The sequence below is a fragment of the Yoonia sp. genome (assembly GCF_965660735.1).
In the GTDB taxonomy this organism is placed as follows: Bacteria; Pseudomonadota; Alphaproteobacteria; order Rhodobacterales; family Rhodobacteraceae; genus Yoonia.
In genome coordinates this window covers 32,536-58,020 of record NZ_CBFIBD010000006.1, presented here as the reverse complement: position 1 = coordinate 58,020, position 25,485 = coordinate 32,536, and the positions used below count along the sequence as shown (strand labels likewise).

At 61.7% G+C, this 25,485-nt stretch carries 21 protein-coding genes and 1 pseudogene; 9 read left to right on the top strand and 13 right to left on the bottom strand.

Annotated features, from left to right (window positions below):
- Positions 1 to 86: 86 nt before the first annotated feature.
- Both crtD and crtC read left to right on the top strand, forming a co-directional pair.
- Positions 87 to 1,454, top strand: a pseudogene (crtD, locus tag ACTG4B_RS04555) (1-hydroxycarotenoid 3,4-desaturase CrtD); the annotation flags it as partial.
- 132 nt (positions 1,455 to 1,586) lie between these two features.
- Positions 1,587 to 2,456, top strand: a complete 870-nt coding sequence (gene crtC / locus ACTG4B_RS04550; protein WP_439154535.1) for a carotenoid 1,2-hydratase — start codon at positions 1,587 to 1,589, stop codon at positions 2,454 to 2,456.
- 7 nt (positions 2,457 to 2,463) lie between these two features.
- Here the strand turns inward: crtC and ACTG4B_RS04545 are convergent, their stop codons facing one another.
- The 5 genes from ACTG4B_RS04545 to ACTG4B_RS04525 all read right to left on the bottom strand — a co-directional run bounded on the left by ACTG4B_RS04545 (position 2,464) and on the right by ACTG4B_RS04525 (position 8,726).
- On the bottom strand, positions 2,464 to 3,099 hold the full coding sequence (locus tag ACTG4B_RS04545) for an ATP-binding cassette domain-containing protein (protein ID WP_439154498.1): 636 nt from the start codon (positions 3,097 to 3,099) through the stop codon (positions 2,464 to 2,466).
- Positions 3,092 to 4,735 carry an ABC transporter permease gene (locus ACTG4B_RS04540; RefSeq protein WP_439154534.1) on the bottom strand — a complete coding sequence of 548 codons (1,644 nt, stop codon included), beginning with the start codon at positions 4,733 to 4,735 and terminating at the stop codon, positions 3,092 to 3,094. The genes ACTG4B_RS04545 and ACTG4B_RS04540 overlap by 8 nt, the downstream gene beginning before the upstream one ends.
- Positions 4,736 to 4,801: 66 nt before the next feature.
- Positions 4,802 to 6,001 carry an ABC transporter substrate-binding protein gene (locus ACTG4B_RS04535; protein WP_439154497.1) on the bottom strand — a complete coding sequence of 400 codons (1,200 nt, stop codon included), beginning with the start codon at positions 5,999 to 6,001 and terminating at the stop codon, positions 4,802 to 4,804.
- 12 nt (positions 6,002 to 6,013) lie between these two features.
- Entirely contained in the window at positions 6,014 to 6,622 is a 609-nt protein-coding gene (locus ACTG4B_RS04530) for a CDP-alcohol phosphatidyltransferase family protein (RefSeq protein ID WP_439154496.1), read from the bottom strand.
- A 100-nt stretch (positions 6,623 to 6,722) separates the two neighbouring features.
- Positions 6,723 to 8,726: a hydantoinase/oxoprolinase N-terminal domain-containing protein gene (locus tag ACTG4B_RS04525; protein ID WP_439154495.1), complete on the bottom strand. Its 2,004-nt coding sequence runs from the start codon at positions 8,724 to 8,726 to the stop codon at positions 6,723 to 6,725.
- Between the two features lie 176 nt (positions 8,727 to 8,902).
- Here ACTG4B_RS04525 and ACTG4B_RS04520 point away from each other — a divergent pair, with 176 nt between their 5' ends.
- Positions 8,903 to 10,177 carry an acetylornithine deacetylase/succinyl-diaminopimelate desuccinylase family protein gene (locus tag ACTG4B_RS04520; protein WP_439154494.1) on the top strand — a complete coding sequence of 425 codons (1,275 nt, stop codon included), beginning with the start codon at positions 8,903 to 8,905 and terminating at the stop codon, positions 10,175 to 10,177.
- A gap of 9 nt (positions 10,178 to 10,186) precedes the next feature.
- Here the strand turns inward: ACTG4B_RS04520 and panC are convergent, their stop codons facing one another.
- On the bottom strand, positions 10,187 to 11,044 hold the full coding sequence (gene panC / locus ACTG4B_RS04515; RefSeq protein ID WP_439154493.1) for a pantoate--beta-alanine ligase: 858 nt from the start codon (positions 11,042 to 11,044) through the stop codon (positions 10,187 to 10,189).
- Positions 11,041 to 11,865 carry a 3-methyl-2-oxobutanoate hydroxymethyltransferase gene (gene panB, locus ACTG4B_RS04510; RefSeq protein ID WP_439154492.1) on the bottom strand — a complete coding sequence of 275 codons (825 nt, stop codon included), beginning with the start codon at positions 11,863 to 11,865 and terminating at the stop codon, positions 11,041 to 11,043. The genes panC and panB overlap by 4 nt, the downstream gene beginning before the upstream one ends.
- A 123-nt stretch (positions 11,866 to 11,988) precedes the next feature.
- Between panB and ACTG4B_RS04505 the strand changes: the two genes are divergently transcribed.
- The 6 genes from ACTG4B_RS04505 (at position 11,989) to ACTG4B_RS04480 (ending at position 18,715) form a co-directional block, all read left to right on the top strand.
- Entirely contained in the window at positions 11,989 to 13,464 is a 1,476-nt protein-coding gene (locus tag ACTG4B_RS04505; RefSeq protein WP_439154491.1) for an ABC transporter substrate-binding protein, read from the top strand.
- A gap of 33 nt (positions 13,465 to 13,497) precedes the next feature.
- Positions 13,498 to 14,439, top strand: coding sequence for an ABC transporter permease (locus tag ACTG4B_RS04500; RefSeq protein WP_439154490.1), 942 nt, complete (start codon positions 13,498 to 13,500; stop codon positions 14,437 to 14,439).
- The gene (locus tag ACTG4B_RS04495) at positions 14,439 to 15,254 is read left to right on the top strand and encodes an ABC transporter permease (RefSeq protein WP_439154533.1); all 816 of its coding nucleotides are present in this window, start codon (positions 14,439 to 14,441) and stop codon (positions 15,252 to 15,254) included. The genes ACTG4B_RS04500 and ACTG4B_RS04495 overlap by 1 nt, the downstream gene beginning before the upstream one ends.
- Entirely contained in the window at positions 15,251 to 16,834 is a 1,584-nt protein-coding gene (locus ACTG4B_RS04490; protein ID WP_439154489.1) for an ABC transporter ATP-binding protein, read from the top strand. The genes ACTG4B_RS04495 and ACTG4B_RS04490 overlap by 4 nt, the downstream gene beginning before the upstream one ends.
- Before the next feature lie 64 nt (positions 16,835 to 16,898).
- Positions 16,899 to 17,912 (top strand): P1 family peptidase, encoded by a 1,014-nt coding sequence (locus tag ACTG4B_RS04485; RefSeq protein ID WP_439154488.1) that lies wholly within the window; start codon positions 16,899 to 16,901, stop codon positions 17,910 to 17,912.
- 203 nt (positions 17,913 to 18,115) lie between these two features.
- Positions 18,116 to 18,715 carry a VPLPA-CTERM sorting domain-containing protein gene (locus tag ACTG4B_RS04480; RefSeq protein ID WP_439154487.1) on the top strand — a complete coding sequence of 200 codons (600 nt, stop codon included), beginning with the start codon at positions 18,116 to 18,118 and terminating at the stop codon, positions 18,713 to 18,715.
- Positions 18,716 to 18,890: 175 nt separating this feature from the next.
- Here the strand turns inward: ACTG4B_RS04480 and ACTG4B_RS04475 are convergent, their stop codons facing one another.
- The 6 genes from ACTG4B_RS04475 to ACTG4B_RS04450 all read right to left on the bottom strand — a co-directional run bounded on the left by ACTG4B_RS04475 (position 18,891) and on the right by ACTG4B_RS04450 (position 25,386).
- Positions 18,891 to 19,883, bottom strand: a complete 993-nt coding sequence (locus ACTG4B_RS04475; protein WP_439154486.1) for an ABC transporter substrate-binding protein — start codon at positions 19,881 to 19,883, stop codon at positions 18,891 to 18,893.
- 42 nt (positions 19,884 to 19,925) lie between these two features.
- Positions 19,926 to 20,777, bottom strand: coding sequence for an ABC transporter permease (locus ACTG4B_RS04470; RefSeq protein ID WP_439154485.1), 852 nt, complete (start codon positions 20,775 to 20,777; stop codon positions 19,926 to 19,928).
- Positions 20,774 to 21,694, bottom strand: a complete 921-nt coding sequence (locus ACTG4B_RS04465) for an ABC transporter permease (RefSeq protein WP_439154484.1) — start codon at positions 21,692 to 21,694, stop codon at positions 20,774 to 20,776. The genes ACTG4B_RS04470 and ACTG4B_RS04465 overlap by 4 nt, the downstream gene beginning before the upstream one ends.
- Before the next feature lie 45 nt (positions 21,695 to 21,739).
- On the bottom strand, positions 21,740 to 22,582 hold the full coding sequence (locus ACTG4B_RS04460; RefSeq protein ID WP_439154483.1) for an ABC transporter ATP-binding protein: 843 nt from the start codon (positions 22,580 to 22,582) through the stop codon (positions 21,740 to 21,742).
- The gene (gene hydA, locus ACTG4B_RS04455) at positions 22,582 to 24,036 is read right to left on the bottom strand and encodes a dihydropyrimidinase (RefSeq protein WP_439154482.1); all 1,455 of its coding nucleotides are present in this window, start codon (positions 24,034 to 24,036) and stop codon (positions 22,582 to 22,584) included. The genes ACTG4B_RS04460 and hydA overlap by 1 nt, the downstream gene beginning before the upstream one ends.
- Before the next feature lie 99 nt (positions 24,037 to 24,135).
- Complete coding sequence (locus ACTG4B_RS04450) at positions 24,136 to 25,386, bottom strand: Zn-dependent hydrolase (protein WP_439154481.1); 1,251 nt, start codon at positions 25,384 to 25,386, stop codon at positions 24,136 to 24,138.
- Between the last annotated feature and the right edge of the window lie 99 nt (positions 25,387 to 25,485).

The following is a 25,485-nucleotide window of genomic DNA, read 5'->3' as shown; positions in this document are numbered from 1 at the left end:
CGCGTCTCCTTTGCATTCCATAGTGTCCATTTTAGTTTACATGTGTCAATGTAAATTCAAAGAGACAGCTTGGTTGAAAAGATCGGATGACGCAAAAAACTCCTCACGTGATCATCATCGGTGCCGGGATCGGCGGGCTTGCGACTGCGCTGCGGCTGGCCGATCAGGGGTGCGCTGTCACTGTGCTGGAAATGCATGGCGCGCCGGGCGGCAAGATACGCACTGTGCCATCCGCCGCAGGGCCGGTCGATGCGGGGCCTACCGTGCTGACGATGCGCCCGGTGTTTGACGCGCTGTTTGCCGATGTGGGCGCGGTCCTGGACGATCACCTGACGCTGACACCCCTTGCAACATTGGCGCGGCATTATTGGGATGACGGCGCAACTCTGGACCTGATGGCAGACCCGGCGGCAAGCCTTGCCAATGTCACCGCCACCTTTGGGGCCAGGGCCGGCGCGGAGTTTGCCGCTTTTTCCGCCCGTGCCAAACGGCTGTTCGATGCCTTTGACCAACCCATGATGCAGACGCCCGAACCCGACAACAGCGCGGTCACGCGCACCGTATTGCGTCGCCCGGCCCTGATCCGCGACATGGCCCCGCATCGCAGCCTTGCAGGGCTGCTGCGCCAATCCTTTGGTGATCCGCGACTGGCGCAACTGTTCGGGCGTTACGCCACCTATGTGGGCGGATCACCCTATGCATCCCCGGCGATCCTTTCGCTGATCTGGCAGGCCGAGGCGCAGGGCGTCTGGACCGTGAAAGGCGGGATGCACCGGCTGGCGCAGGTCATCGCGGGGCTGGCAGCGGATCGGGGGGCCGAATTTCGGTATGGCACGACCGCAACACGCATTACCCGGCAGGGCGGGCAGATCACCGGTGTGGAAACCCCCGGCGGGCATATTGCCGGCGATACAGTGGTTTTCAACGGCGATCCGCGCGCCCTGCAAACAGGTTTGCTGGGCGATGGTCTGCGCGACACGCTGCCGCCCAGCGCCACTGAACCGCGCAGCCTGTCGGCCTATGTGCATGCCTTTTCAGCAACTCCCACAGGGCCGCAACTGGCGCATCACACGGTGTTTTTCGGACATGATCCCAAGGCGGAATTCGCAGCGATCGCCAAGGGCCGGATGCCACAGGATGCCACGCTTTATCTTTGCGCCCAGGATCACGGCACGGTTGCCGCCGATGCACAGCAACGGTTCGAAATTATTATGAACGCGCCGCCGGTGCTGCACGATCCCGAAAAGGAAAAAGCCCAATGTCAGACACTGATTTTCGACCGGTTCCGCCAATTCGGACTGCGATTCAGCCCGGAACCAGGGCCAGATGCGCTGACGACGCCGCAGGGATTCGACCAGCTGTTTCCGGCCAGCAGCGGTTCGCTTTACGGGCGCAGCCCACATGGGATGATGGCGGCATTCAAGCGCCCAACAGCGCGCACGACAGTGCCGGGGCTTTACCTGTGCGGGGGCGGGGGTGCCGATGGCGACACTCTCCGCCCGGCATGCGGCCGCGGCGATCATGACGGACCATGCTTTGCACTCGACGTTCCACCCAACGGTTACGCATGGTGGTATGTCGACGGGATCAGCGATTGCGGGACCAAAGCGGTCAGCGTGATCGGATTTATCGGGTCGGTGTTTTCACCATGGTATGCATGGTCCGGGCGGCGTGACCCGGCCAATCACTGTTGTATCAACGTCGCCACCTATGGCCCCGGCGGGCGTTTCACCATGACAGACCGGGGGCGCGCCGCGCTGAAAACAGACACAAACACACTACAAGTCGGTCCATCGTCGATGCATTGGACGGGCGACAGACTGGTCATCGACATTGATGAAATAAGCGGCCCGCCGGTCATTTCGCGGGTGCGCGGGCAAATCACAGTGACCCCCCGCGCGGTCACATCGGTCGAACTGGCCCTGACATCTGATGGCGCGCACGTCTGGCGGCCATTTGCCCCAACATCGGACATTACCGTCGCGTTGGAAGCACCGGGATGGCAATGGTCAGGCCACGGGTATTTCGACGCAAATTTCGGCACCCGTGCGCTGGAACAAGATTTCAGTTTCTGGACGTGGGGCCGCTATCCGACCAAGGCGGGCGCGACGTGCATCTATGACGCGACCCGCCGCGACGGCACGACGATGGACACTGCCGTGGCCTTTGACGCGGATGGCACTGCACGCATCGTTGACGCGCCACCGCGCACGCCCTTCAAACGGTCTTTGTGGCAAGTGCGCCGCGAAACCCGCGCCGACCCCGGCGTAATCCCAAAACAGGTGCTGAACATGTTGGATGCGCCGTTCTATTCGCGGTCTGCGGTGCAAACCCAACTGAACGGAGAGGTCGTGACCGGTGTCCACGAAGCGCTTGATCTGGACCGCTTCGCATCCCCATTGATTAAACCGATGCTGGCGGTCCGGGTGCCAAGACGGAAGGGATGGAACAGCTAGCGCCCCGCTAGTCCCCCAGCGTCATTATCGCACCGCCTGCGGCCTGCGCATCGTCGGCGTCGTGCGTCACCATCAGCACCGGCAGGGCGCGGGATCTGGCGCGGTCGAACACCATATCGCGCACTTTTGCGCGGCGGGTGGCATCCAGCCGGGAAAACGGCTCGTCCAGCAGCAGCGCGCAAGGCTCTGACAGCAGCATACGCATCAGCGCGACCCGCGCCTTTTGCCCGCCCGACAATGTGGCGGGGTCGCGGTCGCCGAAACCGGCAAGACCAACTTCTTCCAGTGCCTCTTGCACTTTTGCCTGCCTGCCGGCAGCGGTGCCACCCGGACGCAGGCCAAAGCCAAGGTTGGCCCCGACCGACAGATGCGGAAACAGCAGATCATCCTGAAACAGGATACCCACGCGCCGCTTGTGCGGGGCGGCATGGGTGATGTCGTGCCCATCCAGCCAGACCGTGCCGGTGGCCGCGAAATCCAGTGCCAGCGTGCCGGTGATGAACGCCAGCAGCGTGGATTTGCCCACGCCCGACGGCCCCATGACCGTCAGCACCTTGCCTGGCCGGATATGGTGATCGACCGTCAACAGGGGCGTTGCACCCTTGGTGATCGTCACGTCCCGCAGGATCAGCCCCCTATCCATACCGCAGCCCTTTCCTGTTGCGCCAGACCAGCGCGGGGATCAGCAGCGCCAGCGCGAACGGCACCAGTGCCGTGCCTGTCTGCATCAACCCGTAAACCCCGATGGCCCGCCGGTCACCGCCCGATGCCAGCGCCACCGCTTCGGTCGTCAGGGTCGCGACGCGCCCCCCGCCAATCAGCAACGTCGGCAGGTATTGCCCGACCGACACCGCCACACCCACCGCCAGCGCCGTCAGCACCGGGCGCAGCAGCATCGGCAGCCGCACGCGCCACAAAACTGCGCTGGGACTGGCCCCCAGGGCCGCAGCAATCGTGCCCATGCGCGCATCCCACGCGCGAAACGGGTCCGCGAGCGACAAAAAAACATAAGGCAGCACGAACACCAGATGCGCCAGCATCACCGGCCCACGCCCGATATCAGCACCCATGTTCAGCAAAAGCGTCTGCAACCCCGGCAAAAAGGCCGTCTGCGGAATAAGCAGCGGCAAGTATAGCAACCAGATCCCCCGCCGGCTGATCCGCAGGCCATAGCGGTATTCCGCCTCAAGACAGCCGATGGTCAGAAACATTGCGGCAAAGGCAACCGTCACCGCGATCAACGCGGTTTCGCCCAGCGCATCCAGCGTGCCGGGGCCGTGGCGCAGCCAGTTTCGCCATGTGAATTGGTCAGGCAGCATTTCAGGAAAGCTCCAGAACCCTGCCACTGACCAGACCGCCAGCACCGCCAGCCCCAGCAAGACCGCCAGCGCCGACACCGCCCCAAGGCCCAGTGCCGCGCCCGCGACCACGCCATCACAACGCCCCCGCGCACCTGTCGCAATCCAGCGACGACCCAGCCGGGCCACCAGGATTTCCCCCAATCGCCAGAACACCAGTGCGCCAATCACCAGCGCCAACTGCAATAACGCACCGGACGCCGCCTTCAGCCGCATGGCAAGGTCGGGGTCCGACATCCATTTCACGATCTGCACCGATAGCGGCGGTGGCGTGTTCGGCCCAAGGATCACGGCGACATCGACGACCGACATGGCATAAGCCAGCACAACGTAAACCGGTGGTCTGATCTGTGCATAGACGCGGGGAAAGACGGTTTTCAGCCACCCGGTCAGCCGCCCATAGCCCAGGGCCTGCGCGATGGTCACGCTGCGGCGTGCATCCGTCTGCCCCAGTGCGGCAAGGGTGATCAACAGCAGGAATGGCACCTCTTTCACCACCAGTCCGGCGGTCATGGCCAGACCCCATGTGTCCTGCACGATCAGCAAATCGGGGGGCCTGTACCAGCCGGTCACCGCCGGCGACAGCACCCGCGCGATCCAGCCCGAGGGCGCAATCAGAAATGCCAGCCCAAAGGCGGCGGCGGCATGTGGCACCGACAAAAGCGGTGACAACAGTCTTTCAAGCGCGCGAAAGGGTCGCGTACCCGACCAGCCTGCGGTGATCAACACGACGATGGACAGTGAAATCAGCGTTGCCAGTATCCCGGTCGTCAGCGAAAGCAGCACCGCGCGCGGCAAGCCCGCCCATGCGAACAGATCACGAAACGGGTCAAGCGACGGGCCGGTCAGCCCTGCCGCTGGCAGATGCCCGAAGGAAGGCAGCAGTGTGCCCCACAACCCCGCAACGACCGGCCCCAACATCGCAAGCAATGTCAGGACCGGCAAGGCAGGTGGCAAACGCCAGATGCGCGCCGAGCGTGTCACGCCTTACTGCGCAACACCGTAACGGGTCATCCAGTCGTCGGCGATCCGGGTCATCCAGCTTGGGTGCGGCTCTGCCTGCACGGTGCCCAGTTCAGCAGGCGACAGCGTGGCAATCCCCAGTTCCAGCGCATCGAACACCGCACGATCCTCGGGGGTCAGCGCCGCCATATCCAGCACGGTGCCGTAGCCAAGGATTTCAGGGTCTTGCGCGCGGGCCTGCGCCACTGGCGACATCAGGAAATTGGCGACAACCATCGCACCCGCCTTGGAGCCGGAGTTGTAGGGGATCGCCACGAATGACGCGTTGCCGATGGTGCCCTTGTCCAGCACGAAAGTGCGCACGGTGTCGGGCAGCTGGTTGTTGGCAATCGCCGCTGTCGCCTCGCCGGGGCTAAAGGAAATCGCCAGATCAACCTCGCCATCGGCGATCAGTTGCAACTGCGCGGGGCCGGTCGCGGGATAGGCGCGGCCCTGCCGCCACAAGGTCGGCGTCAGCGCATCAAGGTAATCCCACAGCGGCGCGGTGACGGCGGCGTAACTCTCATCCGTCGCAGGCTGCGCCAGCACCGACGGATCATCCAGCAGATCGACCAGCGCCTGTTTCAGGAATGTTGTGCCCAGAAAATCGGGCGGCTGCGGATAGGTGAAACGCCCCGGATTGGCAGTGGACCATTCCAGAATGGCGTTCATGTCACCTAGCGGTTCTGCCAGATCGGCGGTATCGTGTATGAACACGACCTGCGCCATCGCCCAGGGGGATTCGAAACCTTCAACCGGCACGGTGAAATCGGTCTGCACGGTCTTGCCTTCCACATCCACCAGCGCCCAGTTCGGCAGTTGTTCGGCATAGGGGCCAAACAGCAGGTCGGCATCCTTCATCGCCGCGAAATTGGCGCCGTTGATCCAGATCATATCGATCGCGCCGTCGTCGTCCTCGCCTGCCTGCTTTTCGGACAGCACGCGGGTGACGGCATCGGCAGTGTCGGTCAGTTTGACGTGTTCCAGCGTGACATCGTATTCCGCCGCCACCTGTTCACCAACCCAGGCAATGAAATCATTGGTGGTCGTGGACCCGCCCCAGGCGTTCCAGTAAACGGTCTGGCCCACGGCCTCTTCCACGACGGCATCCCAACTGGCGGGATCCGGGTTGGCCAGCGCAGGCAAGGGGGCCAGCAAGGCGGCCAGAACGGCAAGATGTTTCATATGGGTGATCCTTCAGTTAGTGTATATCTGTTTGGCAGCGATAATCCGCAGCGTGGCAGTGACAAAGCACAGCGTTCCGAAAATCCACGCAAGCGGCGCAAAATAAGTTTCAAACAGGCAAAGGAGAACAAAGAACACGATCGTCTCTGTCCCTTCCAGAATCCCGTTGGAATAATAAAGCGATTTCTGCCCCTGCGCATCGGTCCGGTGCCCATGCTTTTCGGCTAAAATCGCATAGCCCAGAAAGCTGGTGCCGTTGAAATAGAACGACGCGAGCAGAAACGCCCCGGCCGTGCCGTTGGCCGCCGGATCGGCCCAGACGAACGCCATGGGGATCGCGCCGTAGAAAAGGAAATCCGCCGCGATATCCAGATAGCCGCCGAAATCCGTCTTGCGCGTGGCCCGCGCCACCGCCCCGTCCAGCCCATCGGCAAGGCGGCTGGCCAACAGCGGGATCAGCGCCAAGCCGGCCAGGCCCAGCGCAATCAGCAAAGCGGCGCACAATCCCAGCGCCAGCCCGATCAGCGTGACACCATCTGCGCTGAACCCGCGCGCGGCCAGTCGGATGCCAAAGGCATTCAAAGGCGGGTCGATCAACTGGCGGGCGTAGCGGTCTAACATGTCAGGCTTTCAACGTTTGACGTCTTTTGGCCCATGCGGCACGGGCGCGCAATCCAGGTGACGGGAAAGTGAGCATCCTGCGACAACTGACATAATGACCCTAGCCAAGCGCGATGCGCGGGCGGCCCTGTGCGGTGACCCTGATGCGCGCCTCGATGAACATCGGCTGGCCTTCGATCGCCACCTCGTCAATGTCGCGGACGGTCGTCAGACGCATGTCCTCGACCCCGGCGGCGCGCGCGCGGGTGCGCGCATCTTCCGAAAGGGCCTGCTCTAGCGCCGTCATCGCCGCATCCCGGTCGGCAAAGCGTTGTGGCCCATCCGCCAGATGCACCACAAAAACGCCCGCACCGGCACTGGTGACAACCCCGCTGGCCTGCATCGCGACCTGCCCCACGACCGCGCCAATCGCATTGGCCACATCGGCATGGTCCGGCACGATCATCCGCGTGCCAAGCCTGTCGCCCACAGGGCCGTAATACGCACGCGCCGACGCGCCCAACCCGATCACCGGCACACCCACCACGGTGCGCATCTGCAAAAGCCCGTGATGCCCGTCCAGCCCTGCCATGGTCAGCGGGTGACGGGCCATCGCAGCAGGATCATCCCAATCGCGGCTGTCCTCGGCAAAGGCGGCTTGCAGCAGACAATCCACCGTCTGCGCGGTCAGTTGATCCACGATCATCTGCGCCAGCGCGGCAGGTCCGTCGGCGATCCGCCGCCCCGATCCGATCCGCCTGCGGGCAAAAAGCGTCAGCGCCTTGGTTGCCGCGTCACTGTCCCATGCATCCACCCGGCCCAGCACATGTGCGGCATCCGAAGGCGTCACCCCCGAAACCATCACAAACCCGCGCCCGATCAGCCGCGCCAGCGCTGGGTTTTCTGTTCGCGATTGCACGGCATGGCCCAGCCGCAGCGGCCCATCCGCCAGACGCGCGACGATTACGGCCTCGCGTTTTTCCAGACCTTCGGGCGGTGCATCCCATTGCGGGATCACGAATTGCCCACTGTCCAGCGCAGGCATGTCCTGCGCCAACGCACGATCAAGCGCGTCATGCACCAGCTTTGGGAATTTCATTGCAGCGAGCGAAATCGGCATCAGCCGACGCGGGCCAAGGTGCAAGCCACCATCCAACCCTTCGACCACATGCACGGCACTATCCCCACCAAGGCCGGTCGTGCGCATCGCCACCGCCTCGACCATGGTGCGGTGCGGGCCGACGCGCGCGCCCTGCACATCAATCATCGGGCGACCGTCGCGCAAAAGGCACACATCGGTTGTCGTTCCGCCGATATCACTGACCAGAGCATCCGTCTCGCCTGTCAGCCATCGCGCGCCCGCACTGGATGCCGCAGGGCCGCTTAAAATCGTCTCGATCGGTTTCTCGCGGGCAACTGCCGCCGACACCAGCGCCCCGTCACCGCGCACGACCATCAGGCGGGCATCAATCCCGATGGCGGCCAGATGACGTTCGCACGCTGTAATTAGCCCGTCGATCATCCCGATCAACCGCGCGTTCAGCACCGCAGTCAGCGCCCGTTTCGGCCCGCCCAGCGCCGACGACAGTTCATGCGAACAGGTCACGGGCTTGCCCGTCAGATCGCGGATCAGATCACGGGCCGCAAGTTCATGCGCGGGGTTGCGGGTGGCAAAGCTGGCAGCAACGGCAAAGCCGGTGATACCCGCATCCAGCCCGTCAAGTGCTGTGCGCAGCGCCACCGGATCAAACGGCGCTACCTCGTTGCCCGCATGGCCGTGTCCGCCAGCCAACGTGATGACAGGATCGCCGCGCAAGGCATCCTCCAGCCCCGCACGGCCCAGTTCAGCGGAGGCAAAACCGATGAACACCAGCGCGATGCGCCCGCCCTGCCCTTCGACCAGCGCGTTGGTGGCCAGCGTTGTGGACAGCGACACCATCGCAATATCGGCAGGCGCGACACCGGCCTGCGCGACGGCCCGATCAATCGCTTCGCCCACGCCTATCGCCAGTTCGGGCCGCGATGTCAGCGCCTTGGCCTTGGCAATCACCTGATCGGTGGCTTCATCCAGCACAATCGCGTCGGTATAGGTGCCGCCCGTGTCCACGCCCAAAAGATACGCCATGTTCTGTCCCTGACTTGCCTGCGCTGTCTTATCGTGTTTCGATTTTAACTTGAATCACAATTCGCTACCTCTCCCTGACGGTCAAACGTGATGTGTGCTGTCTCAAGTGAAAGTCGAAACACTTGAGACATGAATTGGCGATTGTGTCGATGCGTTCGTTGTCCAATAATCGGGGCATGACCACCGCCCTGACCCACGCCATTACCGACCGGCGCGATGACCTGATCGCGCTGACCCAGGATCTGATACGTATTCCCACGCTGAACCCACCGGGAGAGAATTACCGCGAGATTTGCGAATATCTGGACCGGCGGCTGCGCGGCGCGGGTTTTCAGACCGAACTGATCCGCGCCCATGACACGCCCGGGGACAGCGACCGCTATCCGCGCTGGAATATCGTGGCCCGTCGCGACGGCGGACTGGCTGGCGATTGTGTCCACTTCAACAGCCATATCGATGTGGTCGCGTTAGGCACGGGCTGGACGGTGGACCCCTTTGGCGGTGCTTTGATCGACGGCAGAATCTATGGTCGCGGTGCCTGCGACATGAAAGGGGGGCTGGCCACATCCATCATCGCCGCCGAGGCGTTTATTGCAACGCATCCCGATTTTGCCGGTGCAATCGAGATATCCGGCACGGCAGATGAAGAATCCGGCGGCTATGGCGGCGTCGCATATCTGGCGGAACAGGGTTACTTTGATCCCGCCCGCGTGCAGCACGTCATCATCCCCGAACCGCTGAACAAGGATCGCGTCTGCCTTGGCCATCGCGGCGGCTGGTGGGCGGAAATCGAAACCTTCGGTGAAATCGCCCACGGGTCCATGCCGTTTCTGGGTGATTGCGCGGTGCGGCACATGGGGGCGGTGCTGAGCACGTTTGAAACCACGCTTTATCCGGCCCTGGCGGCCCGCACGACCGCCATGCCCGTGGTGCCCGAGGGCGCGCGATCATCCACAATGAACATAAACGCCATCCACGGCGGCCAGCCCGAACCGGCCGACGACTACACCGGCCTGCCCGCGCATTGTGTGCCGGACAGCTGTCGGATCGTGATCGACCGACGGTTTCTGGTCGAAGAAAACATCGACGATGTGCGCAGCGAGGTGAAAGACCTGCTAGAGAGGCTGAAGGCCAGCCGCGCCAAATTCGACTATGCCCTGCGCGACATCAACGTGGTTCTGCCCAGCATGACCGACCGGAACGCGCCGGTGGTGCAGGTGATCGCCGATCAGATCGCGGCTGTCCTGGGCACACCCGCGCAATTCGTCGCATCGCCCGGCACCTACGACCAGAAACACATCGACCGGATCGGCAAGCTGAAGAACTGCATCGCCTACGGGCCGGGAATATTGGAACTGGCGCATAAACCGGACGAATTTATAGGCGTCGATGACATGATCGACAGCGCAAAGGTGATGGCGGGGGCGCTGGCAAATATATTGGTGCCGTAGGGCAGGGGTTTACCCCGACGGTCCCGACACCGCGATGTTGTCGATCAAGCGCACCCCCGCCAGCCATGCCGCCGCGAACAGTCGCGCACCCGGACTCGAACGGTCCAGCAGCGATAAATCATTGCCGTCGCGCAGCTCAAGATAGTCGATCCTGGTAAACCCCGCAGCCAGTATCAGCGTCCGCGCATCCTCGACGATCTGCGCCATGCCTGCACCTGCCTGCAACTGCGCGCGCATATCCTGCATCACCTCGGCAAGCACCGGCGCCTTGATCCGCGACCTGTCGGACAGCAACAGATTGCGCGATGACATCGCCAGCCCGTCTTCTTCGCGGATGGTGGGACAGCCAATGACCTCAATGGGAATATCAAGATCGGCGGCCATGCGGCGGACGACCTGTAATTGCTGGTAATCCTTTTCGCCAAAGAACGCGAAATCAGCGCTGGTCTGCAAGAACAGCTTGGGCACCACCGTCGCCACCCCATCGAAGTGGCCGGGGCGGGATGCACCGCACAGCATATCTGTCAGCCCTGCGACCGTCACGGTGGTCGCGAACCCGTCGGGGTAAATCTGATCGGGCGACGGCACATAGATCAGGTCAACGCCGGTCGATTCCAGTTTGCGCGCGTCGTCCTGTTCAGTGCGCGGATAGCTGGCCAGATCGTCGGGGTTGTTGAACTGCCTGGGGTTCACAAAGATCGTCACGATCACCCGGTCACAGGCCGCACGCGCCGCACGCGCCAGCGACAGATGCCCCTGATGCAGCGCGCCCATCGTGGGCACGACGCCAATGGTTTCCTCCGCCTTATGCCAGATCGCCGTTTGCGCACGCAGGCCCGCGAGCGTCCGTTCGATGGGCGCGATCACTTTGGGGCCTCGTCTGCGAAAACATGTTCGGCAGCCGGAAACGCCCGTGCCCGCACATCGGCGGCATAGGCGGCAACGGCCGCCGCCCCATCATCACCCAGATGCGCATAACGTTTCACGAATTTCGCCTTGAAGGCAGTGAACAACCCCAGCATGTCATCGACCACCAAAATCTGCCCATCACACCCCGCGCTGGCCCCGATCCCGATCGTCGGAACCGGCACAAGCGCCGTGATCTCATCCGCGAGGCCCGCAGGCACCTTTTCCAGCACCACGGCAAACGCGCCCGCATCCGCGACTGCCTGCGCATCGGCCAGCAGCGCATCACGCGCGGCACCACGGCCCTGCACCTTGTAGCCGCCCAGCGTGTTGATCGACTGTGGCGTCAGCCCGATATGGGCCATGACGGGAACACCCCGTGCAACCAGAAAGGCAATCGTTTCGGCCATCGCCACGCCGCCTTCCAGCTTGACCGCACCCGCGCCGGTTTCCGCCATCAGCCTTGCTGCGTTGCGAAACGCCTGTTGCGGGCTTTCCTCGTATGACCCGAAGGGCATGTCGATCACCATCATGGCGCGCGTCAGCCCGCGGGCCACTGCCCGCCCGTGCATGATCATCATCTCCATCGTCACGCCCAGCGTGGACGGCAAACCATGCAGCACCATCCCCACACTGTCGCCTACCAGGACAAAATCGCAATGTGCATCCATCATTTGCGCCATGGGCGTGGTATAGGCCGTCAGGCTGACCAGCGGTGTGCCGCCTTTGGCGGCGCGGATATCATCCGGCAGTGGGGCCCGCTTCTTGGCAGTCGCGCTCATCTCGTCCTCCGGCATGATGCGTGTTGCGGCGGCAGATAGCAGCACGCCCCCGCGCTTTCCAGTGCCAAGGGCTTGATTTGCCCCCGCGTTGGGTCAAGACTGCCCGGAACAACGGGGGAAACCATGCATCATCTCAACCGCATCATCGTGGCATCAGCCATCGCCCTTTGCGCACCCGCAGCTCTTGCACAGGACAGCATTTCCGTTGCCATCCAGCTGGAACCGCCAAACCTTGACCCCACCAGCGGGGCGGCGCAGGCGATTGACAGTGTGTTATACGCCAATGTGTTCGAAGGGCTGACCCGTTTCGCCGCTGACGGCGCGATCATTCCGGGGTTGGCGGAAAGCTGGGCGGTATCGGATGACGGGCTGACCTATCTGTTCATGTTGCATGACGGCGTGACCTTTCACGACGGCACGACGATGGACGCCGAAGATGTGAAATTCAGCCTTGACCGCGCGCGCGCCGACGACAGCACAAATGCGCAAAAGGGGCTGTTTGCGGGTATTGCCGATGTCACTGTGGTTGATCCGCTGACGGTGCAGATCATGCTGGACCAACCCGACGGGATGTTCCCGTTCAACATGGCATGGGGCGACGCCGTAATCGTCGCGCCTGAAAGCATCGGTAATATCGCCAGCAACCCCATCGGAACCGGGCCGTTTGTCTTTGCCGACTGGGTGCAGGGCGACCGGATCGAGCTGATGCGCAACGACGACTATTGGGGTAATCCGGCTGTGTTAGGGTCTGCAACCTTTCGGTTCATCAGCGATCCGACCGCCGCCTTTGCCGCCGTCATGGCCGAGGATGTGGACGCATTCATCGGCTTTCCCGCCCCTGAAAACCTGCCGCAGTTTCAGGCCGACCCGCGGTTTCAGGTGCTGATCGGCAATACCGAAGGCGAAACAATCCTGTCGATCAACAACAAGATGCCCCCCTTTGATAACCGACTGGTCCGGCAGGCCGTGGCCCATGCCATCGACCGGCAGGCGATTATCGACGGGGCAATGTTCGGCCTTGGCACACCGATCGGCACCCATTTCGCCCCGCATCATCCTGACTATCTGGATATGCTGGGCAATTCCCCCCATGACCCCGACAAGGCGCGCGCCTTGCTGGCCGAGGCGGGTTTCGCCGACGGGTTCACCACCACGCTGAAACTGCCCCCACCCAGCTATGCCCGCCGCGGCGGCGAGATTATCGCAAGCCAACTGCGCGCGGTCGGGATCGAAACCGAGATTACCAATCTCGAATGGGCCCAGTGGATCGAGGAGGTGTTCACGAATAAGGATTTCGGCCTGTCCATCGTCAGCCATACCGAACCGATGGATATCGGAATTTACGCCAACCCCGATTATTATTTCCAGTATGACAACCCGTCCTTCCGCGCTGTGATGACGCAGTTGAACGCCACGACAGATGCAGGCGGGCGCAGCGCGCTACTCAAGGCTGCACAGCGGATCATCGCGGATGATTATGTAAACGGCTTCCTGTTCGAACTGGCCGTGGCGACCGTGGCCAAGGCAGATATTCGCGGGTTATGGGTGAACCAGCCCACCGCTGCCGTCGATCTGACTGCGGTCAGCCGGGCCAACTGATCTGATGCCCGCGGCAGGTTCATCGGGGCAGGCATGATCCGCTACACACTTGGCCGCCTGACATCGCTGGCCATCAGCCTGATCGTCGCCTCGCTGGTGATTTTCGCCGTGATCGAGGTGATCCCGGGCGATCCGGCGGCCTTTATGCTGGGCGTCAACGCACGGCCCGATACCATTGCGGCGCTGCGGGCGGAGATGGGGCTGGATCAGTCACTGTTCCAGCGGTATTTTGCGTGGATTGGGGGCATGATGCAGGGCGACTTTGGGACGTCGTGGACCTATAAGACACCAGTGGCCGAATTGATCAGCGACCGGATCTGGGTGTCACTGCCGTTGGCGGCTTATGCGCTGATCCTGTCGACCCTTATCGCCTTTCCGGCGGGGATCTATGCGGCCAGCCGCCGCGGCGGGGCGGGTGACATCACGATCATGGGGGCCACACAACTGGGTGTCGCGATTCCGAATTTCTGGTTCGCGATGATCCTTGTGCTGATCTTTGCCATCAATCTGCGCTGGTTTTCCGCTGGCGGCTTTCCCGGCTGGGACAATCCCGCACTGGCGCTCAAATCGCTTACATTGCCTGCCATCGCGCTGGCCCTGCCGCAGGCGGCCATTCTGGCGCGCGTCATGCGGTCATCGTTGCTGGACATGCTGGGCGAGGATTTCATCCGCACCGCCCGCGCCAAGGGGCTGTCGCGCCGACAGGCGCTTTGGAAACACGCGGTGCGCAACGCGTTGATCCCGGTGCTGACGATCATCGGGCTGCAATTCTCGTTCCTGCTGGCTGGCGGCATCATCATCGAACAGGTGTTTTTCCTGCCCGGTCTGGGGCGGCTGATCTTTCAATCCATCAGCGCACGCGACCTGATCGTGGTGGAAAGCGTGGTGATGTTGCTGGTGTTTCTGGTGATCGTGGTGAATTTCGCGGTCGATCTGGCCTATGCCGCCGTAGATCCAAGACTGCGGCGCAGATGATGGACCGAAACCTGATCACAGGCAGCGCATTGACGGCGGTTTTTATCGCTCTGTCGGTCGTGTCATTTGTCTGGACTCCCTTTGATATCGAAACGCTGGATATCGCGGGCAAGCTGCAAGCGCCGGGCGGTGCGCATTTGCTGGGCACCGACCATTTCGGGCGCGATATCCTGTCGATGATCATGATGGGCGCACGCACGTCAATTGCGGTCGCGTTGGTCGCGGTGGGGATCGGCATGGTGCTCGGAATCCCGCTGGGGCTATTGGCCGCCGCAAGGCGCGGGACACTGTTGGACGAGGTGATCATGCGCGGCAATGACCTGATCTTTGCCTTTCCGTCGCTGGTCATTGCGATTCTGATTACAGCCGTGTTCGGCGCCTCTGCGGTGAATGCGATCATCGCCATCGGTATCTTTAACGTGCCTGTCTTTGCCCGCCTGACACGCGGTGCGGCCCTGCCCTTGTGGGAACGTGACTTTATCCTTGCCGCCCGCGTCTGCGGCAAATCGGCGGCCCGCATTTCGGTGGAACATATCCTGCCCAACATCACCAACCTGATGATCGTGCAAGGGACGATCCAGTTCAGCCTTGGCATTTTGGCCGAGGCCGCGCTGTCATATATCGGCCTTGGCGCACAGCCGCCGACCGCCAGTTGGGGGCGGATGCTGGCCGATGCGCAAACGCTGGTCAGCATCGCGCCGCATACCGCCCTGATCCCCGGATTTGCGATCCTATTCATGGTGCTGGGGCTGAACCTGCTGGGGGACGGGCTGCGCGACTGGCTGGACCCACGCTTGCGGGTGGCGCGGCTATGACGCTGCTGGACATCAAAAACCTGTCGCTGCGGATCAATGCCACTCCAATCCTGCATGATGTCGGCCTGTCCATGCAGCCCGGCGAAATCACCGCCATCACCGGCGAGAGCGGGTCGGGCAAATCCATGACGGCGCTGGCGATCATGGGCCTGTTGCCCCGGGGCGCGGTGCCCACTGGCCAGATCATGCTGGATCGTACAGAGATCCTGCAAACGCCCGAACCCGCCCTGTGCCGCATGCGCGGCAACACGATGGGCATGGTATTTCAGGAACCCATGACCGCGCTGAACCCGGTCCAGACCATCGGCGCGCAGGTGGCCGAAACGATCCTGATCCATGAACGCGCGCCCAAGGCGCAGGCCCATGCGCGCGCCGCCGCCATGCTGCAACGGGTTGGACTAAGCCAGCCCCCAACGCGCTATCCACACGAACTGTCCGGCGGGCAGCGCCAGCGCGTTTGCATCGCCATGGCCATCGCACGGCATCCAAAACTGCTGATCGCGGATGAACCGACCACCGCGCTGGATGTGACAACACAGGCCCGCATCCTAGATCTGCTGCGCGACCTGGTGCGCGATTTTGATATGGGGCTGTTGCTGATCACCCATGACCTTGCCGTGGTGGCCGACGTGGCCGACCGGATTGTCGTGATGGAAAAGGGGCGTGTCGTGGAATCCGGCCCGACCCGGGACTTGCTGCACAAAATGCAGAATCCCTATACCCGCGCACTGTTCGCCGCATCGGCCCATGCTGTCGATCTGCCTGCACATACCCCTGCCCCAACGCTTTTGACCGTGCAGAACGTCACGCGCGATTACCCCCTGCCGCGCCAAACCCTGCTTGGCCCGCGCGCCCGGTTCAAGGCGCTTGACGATGTCAGCTTCCACATCGACCACGGCGAACGCGTCGGGCTTGTCGGCGAAAGCGGCAGCGGAAAATCGACCCTGACACGGGCCATTCTGGGGCTGGAAGAGCCGCAAGGCGGCCGGATCACACTGAACGGGCAGCCGGTTTTCACCGGGCACCGCCCCAACCTTGCCGTGCGGCGCAAGATGCAGGTGGTGTTCCAGGATCCCTACAGCAGCTTCAACCCCCGCCACAGGGTCGCGCGGCTGATCACCGAACCGTTTCACCTGCTGGACGCCCCGCCCAGCGGTGCCGCGCGTGACGTGGCGATTGCCACCGCGCTGCGCGATGTCGGCCTGTCGCCGGATGATGCGGATAAATACATCCACGAATTTTCCGGCGGTCAGCGTCAGCGCATCGCCATCGCCCGCGCGCTGATCGCTAAACCTGAACTGATTATCTTTGACGAGGCGGTGTCCGCGCTTGATGTTTCCGTGCGCGCGCAGGTGCTGGATTTGATCGCCGATCTGTGCCGCAAGCGCCCGCTGGCCTATTTGTTCATCAGCCATGACCTTTCCGTCGTGCGCAGCATCACCGATAGGGTACTGGTGATGCAGGCAGGAAAAATCGTGGAATACGGCGAAACAGAGACTGTTTTGACCACCCCGCAACACCCCTATACCCAATCCCTGATCGCCGCCGCCCCGCGTTTGCCCGCCACGGGCACCGCATGAAGGCAGCCTTGTTTTCACGGGTGAACACGACGATCATGCGGGCAAACAGTACAAGAGGCGACACATGGCCCATGCCGTCACACCCGGCCCCCGCAACCTGATCACCGATGTGGCGGGGCTGCGCGTTGGCAATGCGCAAGACGATCACATCAAGACCGGCACGACCGTTGTGGTCGGCGACGCACCCTTTGTCGCCAGCGTGCATGTCATGGGCGGCGCACCGGGGACCCGCGAAACCGATCTGCTGGCCCCTGACAAGACCGTGCAACAAGTCGATGCGCTGGTGCTGTCAGGCGGGTCCGCTTACGGGCTTGATGCCTGTTCGGGTGTCATGGACGGGCTGCGCGCGCAGGGGCGCGGTTTTGCCGTGGGGCCTGTGCGCGTGCCCATCGTGCCAGGCGCGATCATCTTTGATCTGATCAACGGCGGGGCCAAGGATTGGGGTGAAAATCCCTACCGCGCGCTGGGCCGTGCGGCGCTGGAGACTGCAACACCGGATTTCGCCATCGGCACGGCTGGCGCAGGCACCGGTGCGCTGACCGCGATGCAAAAAGGTGGCTTGGGGTCGGCATCGCTTGTCCTGCCTGATGGCACGACCGTCGGTGCCCTGGTTGCGGTCAACGCACTGGGCAGCGTGACCACGCCGGGCGAGCGTCATTTCTGGGCCGCCCCGTTCGAGCTAGGCGGCGAATTCGGCCGCGCAGGCCCCGACCCGCAGTCGGGACTGGCCATTGCGCGTCGCAGCCGCAAGGAACAGGCTATGCAAATGCAGGCCACCCGAGGCATGAACACTACCATCGCGATCGTCGCCACCGACGCACCGCTGACCAAGGTGCAATGCCACAGGCTCGCTGTCACTGCGCATGACGGCATGGCGCGCGCCATCGTGCCGTCACATACCCCGCTTGACGGTGATCTGGTGTTCGGAGTGGCGACGGGCACCGACGGTGACGTCGATGTTGCCGCCCTTCAATCCATATCGGCCGCCGCCGCCACATGCCTGAGTCGTGCGATTGCCCGCGCAGTATATGAGGCGACCCCGGCTGCAGGGGATATTCTGGCGACTTATCGGGGATAGCCGTGCAACGACGTCGTGCGGGGTCTACCCCGCCTTTAGCCGATCACATGCGGACATGGGCAGGCGCGTCGTGGCCACGTAAGGGAACCCCGACATCGGCTTGCTGTAAATAGCGACAATTTGCGCCCGAAAGACAGAATGCAGCCCTAATTCAAACGCATTTCAGTTCTAGGCGGGGCAACAGAGAAATGCGTCAAATAGTTATGAGCCATATTTTGTCGCTCAAGTTAATATCGGTACACTGGAATCTGAATATGAAATTTAAGTCTTTTCTACTTGCCGGCGCTCTTGCCGTCGTATCCGCAACGGCCAGTTCCGCTGCAACCTATAAATACGGCGATGTGACGGACGGCGTTACGATCTCGAATAAATTACGCAAGCAATCAGTCGATTTCATAGAATTTTCTCTGGTGGCGCCTGATGGGTTCTTTGTGTCAGCACTCAATATTTCTGTCACAAGCAAGCCAGGTAAAAATCTCAGCGAAGTGATCGGGCTGTATTCCAGCTCTGGCCTGATGGCGACCGCAGCAGCAAAGCGCGGCGGTGGGAATACCGCAACGCTGTCCTTCAGCGGCGCCAATACACCCGCCGAGGGAACCTATACGCTTGGTATCGCGGGATGGAAGGCCTTCTTTCCCGACGACATGGAAGACGCCTATTCAACGGCCTTCTTTGGTAACGGGAAATACACGGTGCAGATCGACCCGACCCTTAGCGCGGTCCCGCTGCCGGCCGGTGGACTGCTGCTGTTGACGGGTCTTGGCGCGCTTGCATTCGGGCGCCGCAAAACGCGCAAAGCGTAAGGCAAAAATCTGTCCTGCAAAATTGACGCGCAATGGATCGTGCTTGGCTGTCGTGCCATTCGCAATCGAGCCAGTTGCGGTCATAACGCGGCTGGGACAACCCGGTGCTTAACATCCCAAATGCAACCGGGCGCCAGTTTTCACCGGCGCCCGCTTGTTTCATCCTGACCGCAGATCAGTTCAGCGCCTGATCCGTGATCGCATGTGTCCATGCGCCCTCGGGTTCCGTCGAAATCACCGGGTCGGACCCGCCCGCCAACAGTGCATCCACCGTCCGCTGGTAATCGGCGGGATCAAGAGCGCCGTTCGATCCGGCGGTCAGCTTGGCGATTTCGCCCATCATGCGAATCTGTGCAGCCTCGTTCTGGGCACCAGTTTCGTCGTTATCCAGCACGATCATGGCCGCCGCTTCGGGGTTTTCCTCGGCCCATTTCCAGCCCTTCATGGACGCCCGCACAAAGCGGACCATCTTATCGACGAACACAGGATCTTCCAGATTTTCCTCTAGCGCGTAAATCCCGTCTTCCAATGTGGCAACACCCTGATCTTCGTATTTGAACGTGATCAATTCGTCAGGTGAAACACCGGCGTCCAACACCTGACCATATTCGTTATAAGTCATGGTCGAAATGCAGTCGGCCTGCCGCTGCAACAGCGGATCAACGTTGAACCCCTGCTTCAGTACGGTGACACCATCCGGCCCGCCATCTGTGGAAATGCCTTCGCGGCTCATCCAGCTGAGAAACGGGTATTCGTTGCCAAAAAACCAGACGCCGATTGTCCGGCCCTTGAAATCCTCGACGCTTTCAATGCCGGTATCCTTCCAGCAGGTCAGCATCAGCCCGGAAGATTTGAACGGCTGCGCGATATTCACGACCGGCAGGCCTTTTTCCCGTGCCGCCAGTGCCGAGGGCATCCAGTTGAGCATGACATCCGCGCCACCACCAGCCAGAACCTGCGGCGGGGCGATATCGGGGCCGCCGGGCAGGATGGTGACGTTCAATCCTTCTTCGTCATAAAACCCCTGATCCTGCGCCACATAGTAGCCGGCGAATTGCGCCTGCGTGACCCATTGCAACTGCAATGTCACATCATTGGCGTGGGCATCGGCATGTGCCATCCCGCCCAGTCCCGCGGCAAGGGCCGCGGCCATCATCAATTTCTTCATTTTGACCTCCAAGTCAGTGTTGCACCCGTTTTACGGGCTTTGTTATTTGCGTTGCGACGGGTGCCAGAACGTTACCCGCCCTTCGATCCAAGCCATCAGCCCATAGAACGCGCTGCCTGCGATGGCTGCCACCACAATCTCGGCCCAGACCAGATCAAGCGCAAGCTGGCCGACGCTGGTTGATATCCGAAAGCCCATTCCGACTGTGGGAGAGCCGAAAAATTCAGCAACAATCGCCCCGATAAGCGCGAGGGTTGTGCCGATCTTCAGCCCGTTAAAGATGAACGGCATCGCCGCAGGCAGGCGCAATTTCATCAGTGTCGGCCAATAGCCCGCGCCATAGGTCCGCATCAGGTCGCGCTGCATCGCAGTGGTGTCGCGCAGCCCGGCGACGGTATTCACAAGGATCGGAAAAAACACCATCACGCCAACGACAGCCGCCTTGGATTCCCAATCGCTGCCCAGCCATTTGACGAAAATCGGCGCGGTGCCGACAATGGGCAATGCGGCCATGAAACCGCCCACCGGCATGATCCCACGGGTCAGAAACGGTGACCGGTCTGCCAGGATCGCAATCGCGAAGGCCGCCAAAGCACCAATCAGATAACCGGCCATCGCCCCTTTCAGGATCGTCTGCTTGAAATCCGCCCAAAGTATCGGCAACTCCGCACTGAACCGCTGCGCAATCGCAGAGGGCGGTGGCAGGATGATTGGGCTGACCTCTAGCAGGCGCACCAGCATTTCCCACATGATCAACAGCGTCAAACCAAAGATCGCTGGCACCAGAAGCTGCACAGACCGGTGCTGCGACAGCGCGCTGGCTGCCAGCCGCGCGTTGATGAACCACCCCAGCCCCCATACCGCCAGCGCCCCGATGATCGCCGTTGCCGTCATGTGCCTGCGATCCCCATGCGGCGTAAGGTCAGACGTTCAATCAGGCTGAATAACCCGACAAGCGTCGCCGCCGTGATCGCCGCAGCAAACAGTGCGGCCCATGTCACCATCGGTTGCCCGTACTGATCACCTACCAGCATCCGCGCGCCAAACCCGGCGCGCGCACCTGTGGGCAATTCCGCAACAATAGCCCCAACCAGCGCGGCAGATACGCCGATTTTCAGTGACGCGAACAAATAGGGCACGGATGCGGGCAACCGCAGCTTCCAGAACCCCTGTGCGGGACTGGCATGATAGGTGCGCAGCAGATCAAGCTGCATCGCATCGGGGCTGCGCAATCCCTTGACCATCCCCACGACGACAGGAAAAAAGCTCAGGTAGGCGCTGATGACCGCCTTGGGCAACAGCCCCTGAATACCGATCGCGCCCAGCATCACGATGATCATGGGCGCCAATGCCAGAATAGGAATGGTCTGGCTGGCGATGGCCCAGGGCATCACGCTCATGTCCATGGCACGGTTGTAAACGATCCCCACCGCCAGCAGAATGCCCAGCCCGGTGCCAATGGCAAACCCCAACAATGTGGCCGACAAGGTGACCCAGCCGTGATAAACGAGGCTGCGCCGCGATGTGATCCGGGTATCAAAGGTCGTCGCCCACATCTCGGCCGCGACCTGATGCGGCGACGGAAGGCGCGGGCGCGGCTGCACATAAGTCAGCGGAATCAGGTGCAGATTGCGGATACTCAGCGACAGCCCGCTATAATCCTGCCGCGCCATCGGCGTTTCAGGGGTAACACCCAAACCGTCGCGCTGCGCCTGGTCAGCCGTCAGATGCATGTTCATTGGCACGACTGCAACGATCCAGATCAGCAGGATCGCCCCGATGACCGTCAAGACCGGCAGGACAGATCTCATCAAATGCCCTCTCCGCTTTGTTCAAAATACTCTCGGCGGCGGCATCTAGACATCGTCATGGCCCGCACGCAGCCCGTCACGCACCCGATGCGCAATCGCGATGAATTCAGGCGTATCACGAATATCCAATGGCCGCTCTTTCGGCAGGGGGCTGTCGATGACATCGGTGATCCGGCCCGGACGCGGCGACATGACCACGATCTTGGTCGACAGATACACCGCCTCGGGGATGGAATGGGTGACAAAGGCAATCGTCTTTTGCGTCCGCGCCCAAAGCTGCAACAGCTGTTCGTTCAGATGGTCCCGCACGATTTCATCCAGCGCACCAAAGGGTTCATCCATCAACAGCACATCCGCATCAAAGGCCAGCGCACGGGCGATGCTGGCGCGTTGTTGCATCCCACCTGACAACTGCCATGGAAATTTCTTCTCAAATCCTTCCAGATCAACCAGCGCCAGCACACGGGCCACACGTTCGGCCTGTTCCGCCGTGGAAAACCCCATAATCTCCAGCGGTAGTCTGACATTGCCCCCGATTGTCCGCCACGGATACAGCCCCGCCGCCTGAAACACATAGCCGTAGGCGCGTGCGCGTCGGGCTTCATCGGGCGTCATGCCATTGACCGACAGTTTCCCGCCGGTTGGCTGCTCCAGTCCCGCGATGCAACGCAGAAAAGTCGTCTTTCCGCAACCCGACGGCCCGATAAAGCTGACAAAATCACCTTTGCGGATCGTCAGATTAACATCCTTCAGCGCATGCACTGGCCCATCGTTTGTCTGGAACGTCAGGTTCAGATCATGCGCATCAACCGCGACTGACGCATTGCGTTCAGTGGCAACTTCTTCTTCCACAAAGGCCTTGGCAGCCAATTCAGCAACAGTCGGCATCAGACCCCCGTTGCGGGAATGCCCGTCCGTTCGACCGGGCGGGGCGATGTCAGTTCCTTCCACGACGACAGGGCGCGGTTGACCGGCGTATTGCCTGCGCGCTTGACGAATTTTCCGTGGCCTTCCTGTGTGCGGACCTCGCCATCGTGAATGGCCACATGCCCGCGTGTCAGGGTAAAGCGCGGCAACCCTGTCACCTGCTTGCCTTCGAACACATTGTAATCAATCGCCGATTGCTGTGTCGTGGCGGTAATCGTCTTGGACTTCTCCGGATCCCAGACCACCAGATCGGCATCGGCCCCCACCAGAACCGCACCCTTTTGAGGATAACAATTCAGGATTTTGGCGGAATTTGTCGACGTCACAGCCACAAATTCGTTCATCGTCAAACGGCCTGTGCGCACGCCATGCGTCCATAGCATCGGCATCCGGTCCTCAAGCCCGCCGGTGCCATTGGGGATCTTGGTGAAATCGCCCACACCATAGCGTTTCTGTTCGGTGGAAAACGCGCAATGGTCCGTCGCAACCACCGACAGGCTGCCACTTTGCAGGCCCGCCCAAAGGCTGTCCTGATGCTGCTTGTTGCGGAACGGCGGCGACATGACGCGGCGCGCGGCATGGTCCCAATCCTTGTTGAAATACTCGCTTTCGTCCAGCGTGAGATGCTGGATTAGCGGCTCACCCCAGACGCGCTTGCCCTGCATCTTCGCGCGGCGGATCGCCTCGTGGCTTTCCTCGCAGGAGGTATGCACGACATAAAGCGGCACACCGGCCATATCGGCAATCATGATTGCACGGTTTGTCGCCTCACCCTCGACCTGCGTGGGGCGGGAATAGGCGTGCGCCTCTGGCCCGGTATTGCCGGCTGCCAGCAGTTTAGCCGACAGTTCGGCCACCACATCACCGTTTTCGGCATGCACCATGGCAATGCCGCCCAGTTCCGCCAGGCGGTTGAACGACGCATACATTTCGTCATCGTTGATCATCAAGGCGCCCTTGTAGGCCATGAAATGCTTGAAGGTGTTGATACCGCGATCCCTGATGACACTTTCCATTTCATTGAAAACCTGCTCGCCCCACCAGGTGACGGCCATATGAAACGAATAGTCACAGTTGGCGCGGGTCGATTTGTTGTCCCACATCTGCAATGCATCATGCAGTCCCTGACCGGGGCTGGGCAGCGCGAAATCCACCACCATCGTGGTGCCACCGGCCAAGGCCGCGCGCGTTCCACTTTCGAAATCATCGGTGGAATAGGTGCCCATGAACGGCATTTCCAGATGCGTATGCGGGTCAATTCCGCCGGGCATGACATAGCAGCCGGTGGCGTCAAGCTGGTCGTCACCTGCCAGGTTCGGCCCGATCGCAACAATCTTGCCGCCGTCGATCAACACATCCGCCTTGTAGGTCAGATCGGCGGTCACGATTGTTCCATTCTTGATGACTGTAGTCATGATCTTGTCTCCCTGTCCGCGGTCTGCGCGGCCCTGATCTTCTTCTGTTCAAAAATACCTCGGGGGGACCGCGCAAGGCGCGGTCGGGGGCAGCGCCCCCTAGCTTGCTATCTCCGCCGTCTCGACAACCGCGTGAAACAGCACATCCGCCCCGGCCGTGGCCCATTCAGGCGTTATTTCTTCCGCTTCGTTATGGCTTAGCCCGTCAACACAAGGGCACATCACCATTGCCGTGGGGTAGACATCGTTGATCCAGCAGGCGTCATGCCCCGCGCCAGACACAATATCCATGTGACTATACCCCAAACGCTCGGCCGCGTCGCGCACGGCCTTGACGCAGCCTTCGTCAAAGGCGGGCGGGTCGAACTGGCCGACGATCTCGCAGGAAAATTCCACGCCGATATCCTCACACAGCTTCGGCGCGCGTTCCCTCAACTCCGCGACCATCGCGTTCAATTTGTCCAGCAGATGCGTGCGCATATCAACGGTAAAGACGACCTTGCCGGGAATGATGTTGCGGCTGTTGGGGTAGACGTCGATATGGCCGATGGCGCCCACCGCATTCGGCTGGTTCTTCATCGCGATCTCATGCACCAGTTCGGTCACCAGCGCCAAACCACGCCCCGCATTCTTGCGCATATGCATCGGGGTCGATCCGGTGTGGCTTTCCTTGCCCGTCACCGTGCATTCGATCCAGCGCAGGCCCTGCCCATGGGTCACGACGCCGATATCCTTGCCCTCGGCCTCCAAAATCGGGCCTTGTTCGATGTGCAGTTCGAAAAACGCGTGCATCTTGCGATCACCGACCTTTTCATCACCTTTCCAGCCGATCCGCGCCAGTTCATCGCCGAATGTCTTGCCTTCGGCATCTGCCCGCCCATACGCCCAGTCCAGCGTATGCTTGCCAGCAAAAACGCCCGAAGCCAGCATAGCAGGGGCATATCGCGTGCCTTCCTCGTTCGTCCAGTTGGTCACCACGATGGGGTGCTTTGTCTTGATATCCAGATCATTCATGGTGCGAATAATCTCCAGCCCGCCCAGCACGCCCAGCACACCGTCATATTTGCCGCCCGTTGGCTGCGTATCCAGATGCGAACCGACATAGACAGGCAATGCGTCGGGGTCGGTGCCTTCACGGCGGGCGAACATATTGCCCATCTCATCCACGCCCATGGTGCAACCCGCAGCCTCGCACCAGCTTTGGAACAAATGGCGGCCGTCGCTGTCGGCGTCGGTCAGGGTCTGGCGATTGTTGCCACCCGCGATGCCGGGGCCAATCTGTGCCATTTCCATCAGGCTGTCCCACAAACGTGCGCCATTGATCTTGAGGTTCTCGCCGGGGGCAGCCATGTTTCGTCTCCTTGCATTCTGTTTGACCGGCTGGGTTTGACCAACTGGTCAAATCCACGCTAGCAGAGGTTCGGGGCCAGTCAAGTTTTCCGCGTGAAT

Excerpts from the sequence above, each read along its gene's own strand:
- hydA (WP_439154482.1), bottom strand. The coding sequence starts at position 24,036 with ATGACTACAGTCATCAAGAATGGAACAATCGTGACCGCCGATCTGACC.
- ACTG4B_RS04465 (WP_439154484.1), bottom strand. The coding sequence starts at position 21,694 with ATGAGATCTGTCCTGCCGGTCTTGACGGTCATCGGGGCGATCCTGCTG.
- ACTG4B_RS04505 (WP_439154491.1), top strand. The coding sequence starts at position 11,989 with ATGCATCATCTCAACCGCATCATCGTGGCATCAGCCATCGCCCTTTGC.
- panB (WP_439154492.1), bottom strand. The coding sequence starts at position 11,865 with ATGAGCGCGACTGCCAAGAAGCGGGCCCCACTGCCGGATGATATCCGC.
- ACTG4B_RS04525 (WP_439154495.1), bottom strand. The coding sequence starts at position 8,726 with ATGGCGTATCTTTTGGGCGTGGACACGGGCGGCACCTATACCGACGCG.
- ACTG4B_RS04480 (WP_439154487.1), top strand. The coding sequence starts at position 18,116 with ATGAGCCATATTTTGTCGCTCAAGTTAATATCGGTACACTGGAATCTG.
- ACTG4B_RS04530 (WP_439154496.1), bottom strand. The coding sequence starts at position 6,622 with ATGTTAGACCGCTACGCCCGCCAGTTGATCGACCCGCCTTTGAATGCC.
- ACTG4B_RS04495 (WP_439154533.1), top strand. The coding sequence starts at position 14,439 with ATGGACCGAAACCTGATCACAGGCAGCGCATTGACGGCGGTTTTTATC.
- ACTG4B_RS04475 (WP_439154486.1), bottom strand. The coding sequence starts at position 19,883 with ATGAAGAAATTGATGATGGCCGCGGCCCTTGCCGCGGGACTGGGCGGG.
- ACTG4B_RS04470 (WP_439154485.1), bottom strand. The coding sequence starts at position 20,777 with ATGACGGCAACGGCGATCATCGGGGCGCTGGCGGTATGGGGGCTGGGG.
- ACTG4B_RS04520 (WP_439154494.1), top strand. The coding sequence starts at position 8,903 with ATGACCACCGCCCTGACCCACGCCATTACCGACCGGCGCGATGACCTG.
- ACTG4B_RS04500 (WP_439154490.1), top strand. The coding sequence starts at position 13,498 with ATGATCCGCTACACACTTGGCCGCCTGACATCGCTGGCCATCAGCCTG.
- ACTG4B_RS04485 (WP_439154488.1), top strand. The coding sequence starts at position 16,899 with ATGGCCCATGCCGTCACACCCGGCCCCCGCAACCTGATCACCGATGTG.
- ACTG4B_RS04540 (WP_439154534.1), bottom strand. The coding sequence starts at position 4,735 with ATGTTGGGGCCGGTCGTTGCGGGGTTGTGGGGCACACTGCTGCCTTCC.
- ACTG4B_RS04490 (WP_439154489.1), top strand. The coding sequence starts at position 15,251 with ATGACGCTGCTGGACATCAAAAACCTGTCGCTGCGGATCAATGCCACT.
- ACTG4B_RS04535 (WP_439154497.1), bottom strand. The coding sequence starts at position 6,001 with ATGAAACATCTTGCCGTTCTGGCCGCCTTGCTGGCCCCCTTGCCTGCG.
- ACTG4B_RS04545 (WP_439154498.1), bottom strand. The coding sequence starts at position 3,099 with ATGGATAGGGGGCTGATCCTGCGGGACGTGACGATCACCAAGGGTGCA.
- ACTG4B_RS04450 (WP_439154481.1), bottom strand. The coding sequence starts at position 25,386 with ATGGCTGCCCCCGGCGAGAACCTCAAGATCAATGGCGCACGTTTGTGG.
- ACTG4B_RS04460 (WP_439154483.1), bottom strand. The coding sequence starts at position 22,582 with ATGCCGACTGTTGCTGAATTGGCTGCCAAGGCCTTTGTGGAAGAAGAA.